This window comes from Streptomyces tardus (assembly GCF_018101125.2).
Taxonomy (GTDB): Bacteria; Actinomycetota; Actinomycetes; order Streptomycetales; family Streptomycetaceae; genus Streptomyces; species Streptomyces tardus.
Window position 1 is genome coordinate 879,903 of sequence record NZ_JAELVF020000001.1, and the last position, 12,618, is coordinate 892,520.

9 protein-coding genes are annotated in these 12,618 nt (G+C 71.0%); 2 read left to right on the forward strand and 7 right to left on the reverse strand.

Features of this window, described 5'->3' with window-relative positions; genetic code table 11:
- Window positions 1-181 precede the first annotated feature (181 nt).
- Window positions 182-1,195: a tryptophan--tRNA ligase gene (trpS, locus tag JGS22_RS03815; protein ID WP_211042000.1), complete on the reverse strand. Its 1,014-nt coding sequence runs from the start codon at window positions 1,193-1,195 to the stop codon at window positions 182-184.
- 299 nt (window positions 1,196-1,494) lie between these two features.
- On the opposite strand from trpS, the gene rocD reads away from it, so the two are divergent.
- Entirely contained in the window at window positions 1,495-2,772 is a 1,278-nt protein-coding gene (gene rocD / locus JGS22_RS03820; RefSeq protein WP_211042456.1) for an ornithine--oxo-acid transaminase, read from the forward strand.
- A 111-nt stretch (window positions 2,773-2,883) separates the two neighbouring features.
- On the opposite strand, the gene JGS22_RS03825 is transcribed toward rocD, so the two are convergent.
- A complete protein-coding gene (locus JGS22_RS03825) occupies window positions 2,884-3,957 on the reverse strand; it encodes a glycine betaine ABC transporter substrate-binding protein (protein ID WP_308405498.1) in 1,074 nt (357 codons plus the stop codon).
- An 89-nt stretch (window positions 3,958-4,046) separates the two neighbouring features.
- Window positions 4,047-5,492: a MocR-like pyridoxine biosynthesis transcription factor PdxR gene (gene pdxR / locus JGS22_RS03830; protein ID WP_211042457.1), complete on the reverse strand. Its 1,446-nt coding sequence runs from the start codon at window positions 5,490-5,492 to the stop codon at window positions 4,047-4,049.
- A 47-nt stretch (window positions 5,493-5,539) separates the two neighbouring features.
- Here pdxR and JGS22_RS03835 point away from each other — a divergent pair, with 47 nt between their 5' ends.
- On the forward strand, window positions 5,540-5,998 hold the full coding sequence (locus tag JGS22_RS03835) for a carboxymuconolactone decarboxylase family protein (protein ID WP_211042458.1): 459 nt from the start codon (window positions 5,540-5,542) through the stop codon (window positions 5,996-5,998).
- A 177-nt stretch (window positions 5,999-6,175) separates the two neighbouring features.
- On the opposite strand, the gene JGS22_RS03840 is transcribed toward JGS22_RS03835, so the two are convergent.
- The 4 genes from JGS22_RS03840 to JGS22_RS03855 all read right to left on the reverse strand — a co-directional run bounded on the left by JGS22_RS03840 (window position 6,176) and on the right by JGS22_RS03855 (window position 12,582).
- Complete coding sequence (locus tag JGS22_RS03840) at window positions 6,176-7,132, reverse strand: glycine betaine ABC transporter substrate-binding protein (protein WP_211042459.1); 957 nt, start codon at window positions 7,130-7,132, stop codon at window positions 6,176-6,178.
- Between the two features lie 293 nt (window positions 7,133-7,425).
- Window positions 7,426-8,415 carry a malate dehydrogenase gene (locus JGS22_RS03845; protein ID WP_211042460.1) on the reverse strand — a complete coding sequence of 330 codons (990 nt, stop codon included), beginning with the start codon at window positions 8,413-8,415 and terminating at the stop codon, window positions 7,426-7,428.
- Between the two features lie 498 nt (window positions 8,416-8,913).
- Window positions 8,914-11,037: a helix-turn-helix domain-containing protein gene (locus JGS22_RS27285; RefSeq protein WP_211042461.1), complete on the reverse strand. Its 2,124-nt coding sequence runs from the start codon at window positions 11,035-11,037 to the stop codon at window positions 8,914-8,916.
- A 324-nt stretch (window positions 11,038-11,361) separates the two neighbouring features.
- Window positions 11,362-12,582 (reverse strand): NADP-dependent isocitrate dehydrogenase, encoded by a 1,221-nt coding sequence (locus JGS22_RS03855; RefSeq protein ID WP_211042462.1) that lies wholly within the window; start codon window positions 12,580-12,582, stop codon window positions 11,362-11,364.
- Window positions 12,583-12,618 lie beyond the last annotated feature (36 nt).

Below are 12,618 nucleotides of genomic sequence, written 5' to 3' on the forward strand. Positions count from 1 at the left end.
TGCGCCGGGGCCGGTCCTCTGCTGGCCAGTGTCCGCGATCGAGCGCCCCGGGGGGCACCGGTCGGTTGTGATTCACACGACGGTCACGCGATTCCCGCCGCCGGGGTGCACGACCGGCACGCGTGACCGCGGGACCGCCCCTTCGCTCCCACCGCGGTGGGAGCGCGCCGGGGCAGCGGGGTCAGGAGACCGGCGGCAGAAACCCGACCCGGTCGTACGCCCGGGCGAGGGTCTCCCCCGCCACCGCGCGCGCCTTCTCGGCGCCCCTGGCCAGAACGGCGTCCAAGGCGGCCGGATCGTCCAGGTACTCCAGCGCCTTCGCGCGGAACGGTGCCACCCACTCGGTCACCACCTCTGCCAGGTCGGTCTTGAGCGCACCATAGCCCTTGCCCTCGTAGCTCTTCTCCAGGTCCGCGACAGTGCTACCCGTGAGAGTGGCGCAGAGCGAGAGCAGGTTGCTCACGCCCGGCTTCTTCTCCGGGTCGTAGCGGATCTCCGACTCGGTGTCGGTGACCGCGCTCTTGATCTTCTTGGCGGTCTTCTTCGGCTCGTCGAGGAGCCAGACGATGCCCTTCTCCGAGGACGCCGACTTGCTCATCTTCGACGAGGGGTCCTGGAGGTCGTAGATCTTCGCGGTGTCCTTCAGGATGTACGGCGCCGGCAGGGTGAAGCTCTCCCCGAACCGGTGGTTGAAGCGGGCCGCGACGTCCCGGGTGAGCTCGACGTGCTGGCGCTGGTCCTCGCCGACCGGGACCTGGTCCGCCTGGTAGAGCAGGATGTCGGCGACCTGGAGGATCGGGTAGGTGAAGAGCCCGACGGTGGTGCCCTCGGCGCCCTGTTTGGCCGACTTGTCCTTGAACTGCGTCATCCGCGACGCCTCGCCGAAGCCGGTGAGGCAGTTCATCACCCAGGCCAGCTGGGTGTGTTCGGGCACGTGGCTCTGGAGGAAGAGCGTGCAGCGCTCGGGGTCCAGACCCGCCGCCAGCAGCTGCGCCACGGCCAGCCGGCTGGACTGCCGGAGGGTGGCCGGGTCCTGGGGAATCGTGATCGCGTGCAGGTCGACCACCATGTAGAAGGCGTCGTGGGTCTCCTGCAACTGCTGCCACTGACGCACCGCACCCAGGTAGTTGCCGAGGTGGAACGAGCCAGCGGTGGGCTGGATGCCGGAGAGCACGCGAGGACGATTGTCAGCCATGGGGGTCATTCTCTCAGAGCCCCGCGGCAGGCTTCCCCGCCCCGGGACCGTACCGGCGACGGGCACCGCTCGGCGTCAACCGGCCACCGTGCGGAGGCGGTTGGGCGACGGGGCGCGGACTCGGGGCGCGCGGGTTCGGTTCTCGCGCCGAGGTTCGGGGCGAATACGACATCCGGCACGACCCTCCGCCTCTGCGCCCTCCGATGGCCGGTACAACTCCCGCGCGGGGTGCCGCTCGGACGTCCGCGCACGGTAGAAAGAGCACACCGCCTGCACGCCTGACGAGTAGGAGCAACACCATGCGTTCGAACGGCACCGACGCCACCGTGTCGGGCTCCGCCGCCCAGGGAGCCACCGCTCCGCGCGGCACCACCGAACAGCTGATCGCCACCGCCGACCAGCACAGCGCGCACAACTACCACCCGTTGCCGGTCGTCGTGGCCTCCGCCGAGGGCGCCTGGATGACCGACGTCGAGGACCGCCGCTATCTCGATCTGCTCGCCGGCTACTCGGCGCTCAACTTCGGCCACGGCCACCCCCGGCTGATCGCCACCGCCAAGGAGCAGTTGGACCGGCTGACGCTCACCTCGCGCGCCTTCCACCACGACCGGTTCGCGGAGTTCTGCACCCAGCTCGCGGAGCTGTGCGGCATGGAATCGGTGCTGCCGATGAACACCGGCGCCGAGGCCGTGGAGACGGCGGTCAAGACCGCCCGCAAATGGGGCTACCAGGTCAAGGGCGTACCGGACGGCCGGGCGAAGATCATCGTCGCCTCCGGCAACTTCCACGGCCGCACCACCACCGTGATCAGCTTCTCCACCGACGAGGACGCCCGGGCGAACTTCGGCCCGTACACCCCCGGCTTCGAGATCGTGCCCTACGGCGATCTGGCCGCGCTGGAGGCCGCGCTCGACGAGCACGGCGAGGACGTGGTCGCCGTCATGCTGGAGCCCATCCAGGGCGAGGCGGGCGTGCTGATCCCGCCGGCCGAGTACCTGCCGGGCGTACGGGAGTTGACGCGCGCGCGGAACGTGCTGTTCATCGCGGACGAGATCCAGTCGGGTCTGGGGCGCACGGGCCGTACGTTCGCCTGCGAGCACGAGGGCGTCGTGCCGGACATCTACCTGCTGGGCAAGGCGCTCGGCGGCGGTGTCGTGCCGGTCTCCGCCGTCGTCTCCTCGCGCGAGATCATGAGCGTCTACCGGCCCGGCGAGCACGGTTCCACCTTCGGCGGCAACCCCCTCGCCTGCGCGGTCGCGCTGGAGGTCGTGGCGATGCTGCGGTCCGGCGAATACCAGGAGCGGGCAAGGGAGTTGGGCGACCACCTCCACCGCGAGCTGCAACTGCTCACCGGCACGGGCAAGGTCGAGGCGGTACGGGTGCGCGGCCTGTGGGCAGGCGTGGACATCTCGCCGTCGTTCGGCACCGGCAGGGAGATCTCGGAGAAGCTGATGGCCCGGGGCGTCCTCGTCAAGGACACCCACGGCTCGACGATCCGGATCGCTCCCCCGCTGGTCATCAGCAAGGAGGACCTGGACTGGGGCCTCGACCAGCTGCGCGCGGTGCTGGCCGGCTGAACCCGGCCCCCGTACGCCCTGTACGCCGGCGGGCTCCGCACCTCTTCGGGCGCGGAGCCCGTCGGGGCGCGGAGCCTGTCGGCGTACGGAGCCTGTCGGCGTACGCGGCTGTCAGTTCTCCAGGTCCCAGAGCCAGCGGCTCCAGATGGCCTCGTTCTCCGCCGCCCATTTGGCGCCCGCGGCCTCCAACGACATGTCGTCGTCGGCGATCAGGCGTGCCACCTCGTTCTGGTCCTCCTGGCCCCAGGTGAAGTTGCGCAGGAAGGCTGCCGCCTTGCCGCCGTTCCGGTCGAAGTCCGCGTTGTGGAACTTCTCCAGGTCTGTCTCCGGGTAGCCGCAGGCGACCTTCTCCGGATCGGCGTCGCAGCCGGTGTAGTGCTCGGGGAGCTTGACCTCGGCGAGCTCGACCTCGGACTCGAGCCAGTGCGGGGTCCACCAGTAGGTGAGGAAAGGTTTCTCGTCCTTGGCGGCCTCGCGCATGAACTCCAGCTGCTTGTCCTCACTGCCGAGGTGTTCTAGCTCCAGGTCGAGGCCGAGGTTGTCGATGATCGCCTGGTCGTGCGACTTGTAGGAGGGGTCGCCCTGGAGGAGCAGGCCCTTCCTGCGCTCGCCGTCGTCCGTGGCGCCCGGTCCTTCGGTGCTGGTGCTGCCGGGACCGCCGCTCTCGGGTTCGCCGGTGGCGGTGTCCTGCGGGCCGCCGTCGCCCGGGCCTTCGCTGTTCTCTTCGCCGCCGCCGTCGGCCGCGAAGAGTTCGGCCTTGTCGTTGAGCTTCTGCCAACGCGTCACATCGCGGTCGGAGTTGGCGAGATAGCGGGGCACGTACCAGCCGATCCGGCCCTTGATGCCCAACTCCCCGGCGGAGACGACGGACTTGCGCTTGCGCACATATGTGTCGCGGCGGCCGGGATGGTCCCAGTCCTCCAGCATGGCGTCCGCCTTGCCGGAGTCCAGCGCCTTCCAGGCCTGCGGGTCGGCCAGCTCCGTGATCTCGACGTCGTAGCCGAGCTCCTTCTTCAGGATGTGGGCGGCAACCGCGACGTTGGCCTGGCCACCCACCCACTTCGAGGCGATGAGTGTGACCTTCTGACCGTCTTCGCTCTGTCCGCCGGAGGACGCGCCCGCCCCGCAGGCGGTGAGCGCCACCAGCACCAGGGCAGTCGTGCCCGCTGCCAGCGCGGTGCGCACGCGGGGTGCGCGAAAGGGCCTGTGCGAATCGCGTATACCAGACATAGGTGTAGTCACCCGGGAGTGAGGGGTTGGCGAGCCCGAAGACTTTAGCAGGGGAGTACGTCGCACAGGGCGTCCAGTGCCGACGGAAAAGCGCGGTCGGTGGGCGCTCCGTACCCGACCACGAGAGCGTCGCGCGGCAACGAGGGGTCGCCCGCGTCCGGCAGGAGCTCCGGATGGCGGTAGGGGCCGAGCCCTTCCAGTTCCACCTCGCGCCAACGGGCCGCCGTGACGACCGACTGCTCGGTGCCGGGCGGGAGTTGGACGACCGCGTGCAGTCCGGCGGCGATTCCGGAGACACGGCAGTCGGGTGCCCGGCGGCCCAGGGTGTCGACCAGCAGATCGCGCCGGCGCCGGTAGCGCAGGCGGGCGGCGCGCACATGACGGTCGTAGCCGCCCGTCTCCAGCAGGTCGGCGAGGGTGAGTTGGTCGAGCACGGAGGAGCGGGACTCGCGTTTGACGGCGCGCACCGCGTCGAGCAGCCGGCGCGGTACGGCCATCCAGGAGAGCCGCAGGCCCGGCGCGAGCGCCTTGCTGGCCGTACCGAGGTAGACCACCCGGTCGGGGTCCAACCCCTGTACGGCGCCGACCGGTTGGCGGTCGTAGCGGAACTCGCCGTCGTAGTCGTCCTCCAGTACGAGTCCGCCGTCGGCACGCGCCCAGTCCACCACCGCGGACCGGCGGCTCGGGTGCAGTGCGGCGCCGGTGGGGAACTGGTGGGCCGGGGTCAGCAGCACCGCCTTCGCGTCGGCGTGCGCCAACTCCCCCACTCGGGCGCCGTGTTGGTCGACAGGGAGCGGACGGGTGCGGACACCCCCGCGTTCCAGCGCCTCCCGGTGCAGCCACAGCCCGTACGCCTCCACGGCGATCGGTCCGGCGATCAACTCGCCCAGCACGCCCAGCACTTCGGAGAATCCGGCGCACACCACCACGCACTCCGCCTCGGTGCGCACACCTCGCACCCGGGAGAGATAGCCGGCCAGCGCACGGCGCAGCTCCGGCCTGCCGAGCGGGTCGCCGTAGGCGAGGGAGCCGGCCGGGGCGGCGGAGACGGCCCGGCGGGCGGCGGCGAGCCACGCCGCGCGGGGGAAGGACGACACGTCGGGGCGGCCCGGACGCAGATCGTGCCGCCCGACCGGAGCGGGTGCGGGCCGCCCGCGGTCCACCGGCTTCAGCGGCACCGGAGCGGCGCTCGCCCCGTGCCGCTCGGCGACGCGGGTGGCCGCGCCCTGCCGCGCGGTCAGCCACCCCTCGGCGACGAGGTCCCCGTACGCGTCCACGACCGTGTTGCGGGCGATTCCAAGGTCGGCGGCCAGATGCCGGGAGGAGGGCAGTCGGGTGCCGGGGGGCAGCCGTCCGCCGCGCACGGCCTCGCGCAGGGAACGGGTGAGGCCGGCTCGCAGCCCGCCCTCGCCGTCCAGATCGAGGTGCAGGTCCACTCCGAGCCCCGAAGTGGCCCGCCCGGCAGCGTGACTGGCCCGTTTTTCCCGCACGGAAGTGGACCATACCGGCCGTCTCCACGCGCACTAGCGTCGACGTCATGACCACACACCAGCACGGCCCCAGGATGGACTTCTTCGCCCACGCACCGAAGTTCTACAAGGCGATGGTGGCGCTGGACACAGCCGCCGGAGCAGGGCTCGACCCCGCGCTCAAGGAACTCGTGAAGATCCGCGCCTCCCAGCTCAACCACTGCGCCTACTGCCTCGACATGCATGTGCGGGACGCCCGTTCGCAGGGCGAGCGCGAGGAGCGCGTCCACCTGCTGAGCGCCTGGGAGGAGGCCGGGACGCTCTACACCGAACGGGAGCAGGCCGCGCTGGAGCTGACCGAGGCGATCACGGTGCTGACCGACGGATTCGTACCCGACGAGGTGTACAAGCGGGCGGCGATCCACTTCGAGGAGGGTGAACTGGCCCAGGTGATCGCGCTGATCATCACGATCAACAGCTGGAACCGGATCGCCGTCACCACCCGCAAGACCCCGGCCCTGGGCTGAACCGGCCCCGCGGGCAGGGGAGTTCGGCCCGCTCCCGGCGGTGCGCGGCGGCGGACGGGGAACGCCGCGCACCGCGCCGCACCGAACCGCACGCACGCACCGCGCCGCACCCGCCGACCGCGCCGGCCCCGGGAGGCATTCGCGGCGCGCCGCGGGCGGTGAACTCGCCTGCCGGGCTCAGGACCTGGGCAGCCAGGGCCGCCAGGTCCCGCGGTTGTCCTCCACCCAGCGGGCTGCGGCCTCGGGGCCCTTGAGTCCGTCCGAGGCCATCATCTTGGCGACCCGGTTCTGGTCGTCGTTGGACCACCGGAAGTTGCGCAGCAGCTCCGCCGCGGGCCCGCCGTACTGCTCGAAGTCCGCGTTGAAGAACTTCTGCAGCGGCGTGTTGAAGTACGCGCAGTCGGTGAACTCCACCGGGTCGTTGCAGCCCTCGGTGTACTCCGGCAACTCGACCTCGACCAGCTCCAGTTCGAGGTTCTTCCAGTGCGGTTCCTGCCAGTAGGTCAGGAACGGCTCCTCGGCCTCGTAGTGCTGTTCCAGCGTGGCGACAAGCTCCTCCTCGTCGTCAGCCGGCTGGATCACGTACTCCAGGTCGAGGTTCTTGACCAGGTGCTTGTCGTAGGAGGTCCAGTTCTTCTCGGCGCCGATCAGCCGGCCTTTGTCGCCGGTGCCGGGCGCCCCGAACTCCTCGGTGTAGTCGTTGAGGTTCTCCCAGTCGACGACGTCCGGGTTGCTGTCGGCGAAGTACTTCGGCACGAACCAGCCGATGCGGCCGGTAACCCCCAGGTCGCCGCCCTCGACGACGGTGCCGGCCCTGTCGATGTACGCGTCCTCCTTGGCCTGGTTGCCGAGCCAGTCCTCCAGGAAGGCGTGCACCTTGCCGGCGTTCATCGCGTCCCACGCCTCGCGGGTCTCCATCTCCACGACCTCGACGGTGACGTCGAGCTCCTCGCGGAGCAGATGCGCCGCCACCTGGCCGTTGGCCCGGGCTCCGGCCCACGGGGCGACGGCGATGACCACCTTGTCGTAGTCGGCGCCGTCCTTCTCCTTCTTCCCGTCGGTGCACCCGCCCAGCAGCAGGGCCGCAACGACCGCCACCGCGCCGCCTGTTCGTATCCGCCGGTCGGCTCTCATCCGGTTCGTCACTCCTCGGCTCCCCCGGCCGTCCCTCGCAGGACAGCGCTCACGTCTGGCCCCGGTTCACCGTGCGTACCGGAGACCTTTCAGTGTGCGCCAGAACTGGCGTACGGGGCAGCCCTGTTGACGCTCGCGACCGGATCGTGAAGGTCGGGATCAGACGGCCGCGGAGGACGCCCAGGGGCCGCGGACAGCGAACGGCGGTGACCTGCTCCCGCCGGCAGGGCCGGAGGAAGGACGGGTCACCGCCGTGTGTCGCCGCTTCGGCCCGAGTGGGCCGGCCGCTCCGATCAGAGCAGGCCGAGACCGCGCACCGCGTCGCGCTCCTCGACCAGCTCCTGGACGGAGGCGTCGATGCGCGCACGGGAGAAGTCGTTGACCTCCAGGCCCTGGACGATCTCGTAGCTGCCGCCCGAAGTGGTCACCGGGAAGGAGGAGATGATGCCCTCCGGCACGCCGTACGAGCCGTCGGACGGGATGCCCATGGAGGTCCAGTCACCCTCGGGGGTGCCGTTGACCCAGGTGTGGACGTGGTCGATGGCCGCGTTGGCGGCGGAGGCGGCGGAGGAGGCGCCGCGCGCCTCGATGATCGCCGCACCGCGCTTGGCGACGGTGGGGATGAAGTCGTCCGCCAGCCAGGCCTGGTCGCCCACGACCTCGGCCGCGTTCTTGCCCGCGATCTCCGCGTGGAAGATGTCCGGGTACTGGGTCGCCGAGTGGTTGCCCCAGATCGTGAGCCGGCGGATCTCCGAGACCGGGGTGCCGGTCTTCTTGGAGAGCTGCGAGAGCGCGCGGTTGTGGTCGAGCCGGGTCATGGCGGTGAAGCGCTCGGCCGGAACGTCCGGGGCGGCGGCCTGGGCGATCAGGGCGTTGGTGTTGGCCGGGTTGCCCACCACCAGGACCTTGACGTCGTCGGCGGCGTGGTCGTTGATGGCCTTGCCCTGGGGCTTGAAGATGCCGCCGTTGGCCTCCAGGAGGTCACCGCGCTCCATGCCCTTGGTGCGCGGACGGGCGCCGACGAGCAGCGCGACGTTGGAACCGTCGAAGGCGACGTTGGGGTCGTCGGTGATCTCGATGCCCTGGAGCAGCGGGAAGGCGCAGTCGTCCAGCTCCATCGCGGTGCCCTCGGCCGCGCCCAGGGCCGGGGTGATCTCCAGCAGGCGCAGCTTGACCGGGACGTCCGGGCCGAGCAGATGACCAGAGGCGATGCGGAACAGCAGCGCGTAGCCGATCTGCCCTGCGGCGCCGGTGACGGTGACATTGACGGGAGTGCGAGTCATGACGGTCTCCGTTGAACCTGACGATGGCGGCTGGATCACGATGATCCCTTGAAATCTCTCTACATCAAGAGATCCGCCCGTCAGGCTACCGTGCCGCGACCCACGCTCGAACGCTGGGCGGCGGTGCACTCACGACCGGCGCTTGCCGGCATGCCCTGCGATGGATTCCACGCCGTCGGGGCAGGACCGAACCGGTTCCTACGCCCGGCAGCCGCCTGCCAAGGAGGGGGAGCAGGCGGCTGCCATGGCGTGGGTGCCGCACCCGTGGGGGGTGTTATGCACATGCCCAGCCCATGGGGTTCCATGCGTGCCAACTCCGCGATCTCCCTCGAAACAGTGATTCCCGAGCCATCGCCAACTCCCAGAGGAGAGCCGGAACTTGCAGGTCGACGCAGGTGCCGCGAGATCCCGCGGCGCCGACCCGGGCCACGCCGACGCACGGCGAAGCGGCCCGGAGAGGCTCCGGGCCGCTTCGCACATTCATTCACCGTCGTCGCGCTACGGGGTCGGGTTGGTACACCCCGTGAGTCCGCCGGCGGTCTCGACGCACGCCTCGGCGGCCCGCGCACTCTTGGCCGCGACCATCTTGGTGTAGGCGCTGTTGGAGTCGGCCACCTCGTCGTCCTGCGACGAACCGCCCGCCTCGACCGTCACGGTCGTACCCGGCGTCGCGGTGCCGACCCGGGCCCAGGCCGCGTTGCAGACCTTGCTGTACCGGACCTCGACGTAGGCGTTGCCGACCATCGCCTCGGAGGTGGTCTCCGCGTACTGGCCGCCGCAGCCCATCAGCTCCGGGTCCTCACCCGCGCAGTCCTCGCCGACGCATTTGACGCCGTCGGGCAGCTCGGGGCGCTTCTCGCTCGGCGAGGCGCTCGCCTCGGGCTTCGCCGATTCGTCACCGCCACCGAGGTCCAGGAGGAACACCGCACCGGCGATCACCGCAAGCGCTCCCACCGCCCCCGCCAGCATCATCGCCGTACGCCGCCCCTTGGACGGGGGCCGTCCACCGTCCGACGCGGGCGCCGGCGGCCCCGGCGGGCCGGGAGGCGCGGGACGGCCGGCGGCAGGGGACGCCGCGGCGGGGGCGTAGGACCCGGCCCCCGCGCCGCCGCCCGAACGGCGCAGAACCGTCGTGCTCTCGTACCCCTCGGGCGGCCTCGCGGGCACCCCGGACAGTCGGGCGGACCACTCGGGACGGCTCGGCCTGCCGTCGGCGGGCGAACCGGCGGGGCGGCCGTCCTCGGACTCGGCCGGTCGGCCGTCCCGCACTCCGGCACGACCCGCGTCGTCGAAGGTGCCGGAACGGCCGAAGTTCGCGAAGGCCGGGTCGGGGCGGTCGGCCGTCGCCCCGGGGAGTGCGTCGGCGGTGGACGCAGCCGTACGCGCCGCGTCGGTACGGACGGGCCCGCGCTCGTCGTCCTCGGGGACCGGCCAACTCTCCGGCCACTCGGGGCGACCGGGCCGCTTGCGCAGATCCGCGGGTCCCGTGTTGGTCATGCTCAGCGGGCCGCCCTCGGGTCCGCCACCGGTACGGGCACCGGCGCCGGCCTCGTCCGCCGGAGCGGGCTCGGCGGCACCGGCGTCGGCGGGCGCGGCGCCGTCAGGCGCGGTGTCGGCGAGCGCGGCCGACACGACCGGCTCGGCCGCGCCCTGAGGCCGGAGCCGACCCCCGGGCTCGTGCCGGTCCTCGTCGGGGTCGGGCGTTCCGGGCGGTTCGGGGCTCGCCGCGGAGGCGCCGCGGTCACCGACCGCCGCATCAGCCGGCTCGGCGCGCTCGCTCTCGGCTGTACGTCCGTTCGCCGCCGTACGGTCGCGCGGCGGCCGGACCGCGTCGAACGGCGAGAGCAGCGCGTCGTGTTCGGCGCTGGAGGACTTCACTCGGGGAATGCGCACCGTCGCCGACGGACGCTCGGCGCCCGGATCGGAATCGGAGGCCCGCACACTCGGCCAGGGGGCCTTCCTCGGCTCCTCGGACTGCCGGTCCTCGGTGCGGCCCCCGGGCCCGCTCCCGGCGCGTCCCTCGGCCCCGCTCGCTGCTCCGACCCGCGGGGAGGCGTCCGTCGGAGCCGACCCGGACGGCCGTTCCCCGGTCGCCACCGGGCCGCCGGCCGCGTACGAGGACACGGCGGCGGAGGGCGTCCGTGCAGCGGGCGGCGCCGGCGAAGGGGCCGCGGGGGGCGCCGAGTTCGCGGGTTTGGCGACGCTGACCGCCTTGCGGCCGGGCTTCTCCGGCTTCTGCTTGCCCGCCGCCCAGGACCGCTTGCGGCCCTCGCCCTCCGCGCTCGCCTTCGCCAGGGCCTCCCTGGCCTGGGAGATGCGGATGGCCTCCATGGTCATGTCGTGCCGCATCTCGGCCCGGCTCCACGCGCGTTCGGCGAGCTCCCACATGGTGGCGAGGTGGCGTACGTCGGTGCCCGTGACCTCGGCGAGAGCCGAGACCGCCCCCTGGGGCGGCAGCAGTCGCCCGTTGAGATAGCGCTCCCAAGACGTCTTGCTGTAGCCGGTCTTGTCGGAGACGGCGGCCAGACTCAGCCCGCCGCGGTCCACGAGCTGCCGCATCTGGCCGGCGAACTCGCGGATCTCCGGGTCCAGCTCTTCAGGTAGCGCCTTCCAACGAGGCATCTGCTCCCCTTCGCCCCCTACGTGCGGTCGTCACTGCCCCTCACGTCACTCGGCCAGGCGACCTGTTCGACGCCTGGCACGGAAGAGGGATGCTTGGCCCAAGTGTGCCACTAGGGACGACGGGACTCGTGCCCACTCGGTTGTATCCGGGTGCGTAACAACTCCGCACGCCCGCGACCCCTGACTCGACCTGATAGTCGTGGACACGACAACACACCGCGTCGGGGTCCGCAACTCCTCCACGGGGTACGACCGTGGCCCGCCGCTCCGAGTCGGAGCAGCGGGCCACAGCGGTGTACGTCGCCCCGTCGGGCCGTGCACGGGTCAGGCAGCGACCATCTTCTTGCGGAGGTTCTCGTCGAGGGCGGCGAGGAACTCCTCCGTGGTCAGCCACGGGGTGTCGGCACCGATGAGCAGCGCGAGGTCCTTGGTCATCTGACCGCCCTCGACGGTCTCGATGCAGACCTGCTCCAGCGTCTCGGCGAACTCGGTGACTGCGGGGGTGTTGTCGAGCTTGCCCCGGTGGGCCAGTCCGCGGGTCCAGGCGAAGATCGACGCGATCGGGTTGGTCGAGGTCGCCTTGCCCTGCTGGTGCTGGCGGTAGTGACGGGTGACCGTGCCGTGCGCGGCCTCGGCCTCGACGGTCTTGCCGTCGGGGGACATCAGCACCGAGGTCATCAGGCCGAGCGAGCCGAAGCCCTGGGCCACGGTGTCGGACTGGACGTCACCGTCGTAGTTCTTGCAGGCCCAGACGTAGCCGCCCTCCCACTTCATGGCGGCGGCGACCATGTCGTCGATCAGGCGGTGCTCGTAGGTGAGACCGGCCTTCTCGAACTCGTCCTTGAACTCCGCGTCGAAGACCTCCTGGAACAGGTCCTTGAAGCGGCCGTCGTAGGCCTTCAGGATCGTGTTCTTGGTGGACATGTAGACGGGGTAGTTGCGGGCCAGGCCGTAACGGAAGGACGCACGCGCGAAGTCGCGGATCGACGCGTCCAGGTTGTACATGCCCATCGCCACGCCGGAGCCCGGGAACTCGTAGACCTCGAGCTCCACCGGCTCGGAGCCGTCCTTGGGGGTGAAGGTCATGGTGAGGGTGCCCTCGCCGGGGACCTTCAGGTCCGTGGCGCGGTACTGGTCGCCGAAGGCGTGACGGCCGATGATGATCGGCTGGGTCCAACCCGGCACCAGGCGGGGCACGTTGCTCATGATGATCGGCTCACGGAAGACGACGCCGCCGAGGATGTTGCGGATCGTGCCGTTCGGCGAGCGCCACATCTTCTTCAGGCCGAACTCCTCGACGCGGGCCTCGTCGGGAGTGATGGTGGCGCACTTGACGCCGACCCCGAACTCCTTGATCGCATTGGCGGCGTCGATGGTGACCTGGTCGTCCGTGGCGTCGCGGTGCTCCACGCCCAGGTCGTAGTACTTCAGCTCGACGTCGAGGTACGGCAGGATCAGCTTGTCCTTGATGAACTGCCAGATGATGCGCGTCATCTCGTCGCCGTCGAGCTCGACGACCGGGTTGGCTACCTTGATCTTGGACATGAGTGTGGTGTGTCCCTCTCGCGCGCGTCCTTCAGA

What these genes read in the sequence shown, in the direction of transcription:
- trpS (WP_211042000.1), bottom strand. Translation starts at nt 1,195, where the DNA reads ATGGCTGACAATCGTCCTCGCGTGCTCTCCGGCATCCAGCCCACCGCT.
- rocD (WP_211042456.1), top strand. Translation starts at nt 1,495, where the DNA reads ATGCGTTCGAACGGCACCGACGCCACCGTGTCGGGCTCCGCCGCCCAG.
- JGS22_RS03835 (WP_211042458.1), top strand. Translation starts at nt 5,540, where the DNA reads ATGACCACACACCAGCACGGCCCCAGGATGGACTTCTTCGCCCACGCA.
- JGS22_RS03840 (WP_211042459.1), bottom strand. Translation starts at nt 7,132, where the DNA reads ATGAGAGCCGACCGGCGGATACGAACAGGCGGCGCGGTGGCGGTCGTT.
- JGS22_RS03845 (WP_211042460.1), bottom strand. Translation starts at nt 8,415, where the DNA reads ATGACTCGCACTCCCGTCAATGTCACCGTCACCGGCGCCGCAGGGCAG.
- JGS22_RS27285 (WP_211042461.1), bottom strand. Translation starts at nt 11,037, where the DNA reads ATGCCTCGTTGGAAGGCGCTACCTGAAGAGCTGGACCCGGAGATCCGC.
- JGS22_RS03855 (WP_211042462.1), bottom strand. Translation starts at nt 12,582, where the DNA reads ATGTCCAAGATCAAGGTAGCCAACCCGGTCGTCGAGCTCGACGGCGAC.